The sequence below is a fragment of the Vibrio sp. 970 genome, assembly GCF_033339075.1.
Genome location: NZ_JAWOTW010000370.1, coordinates 1 through 671, shown reverse-complemented (window position 1 = coordinate 671; position 671 = coordinate 1). Strand labels below are relative to the sequence as shown.

1 protein-coding gene is annotated in these 671 nt (G+C 44.0%); it reads right to left on the bottom strand.

The window, feature by feature from the left end:
* Positions 1-671 (bottom strand): YbgA family protein (locus R7Q11_RS26740; protein ID WP_225467063.1); only part of this gene is annotated, 671 nt, incomplete at both ends.

Genomic DNA, 671 nt, shown 5'->3' with positions numbered 1-671 from the left:
TAGATAGTGTTTAATTAATGTTAGTGGCGCGAGTAATGGCAGCGTGCCAGTACGATAGTCTTGAATCACGGTCGCGAGTTCTTCTTTTTCATCTTTGTTTAGAGAGCGTTTGAAATACCCTTGAAGATGCATCAACACATTCGTGTTGTTTTTGCGACTGGCACGGTTCGATAGCGCCGTCATCAGACCTAATCGGTATTCTCGGTAAAACTCGTCAATCTCATAGCTGGCAACATCTGCGACTAAGCGCCCCAAAGATCGATACGACTCTGGATGATGCGCCATAAGCGTTAGCTTATAACGAGAATGGAAATCGATGATCTTACCTCGTGTCGGCTCACCTGCCATCGATTCATAAAAATCGTTGAGACAGTAAATGCGAGTAATGAAGTTCTCTTTAAGAACGGGATCATTTAGGCGTCCATCTTCTTCGACAGGTAACCACGGCATTTTTTCCATCAACGTTTTCGTGTAAAGACCAACCCCTTCTTTTGCAGCGTTGTTTTTGCTGTACACTTTTACGCGTTCCATACCGCATGTTGGCGATTTGGCACAAACGATGTAACCACACAATTGCTCATTTTGAAGCTCGTCCACTTTATTTTCGGAGTAAGTCAGCATGTTATCTGTGTGATCATTGTCGGGATTTTTCGTTTCAACCAACGCGATGC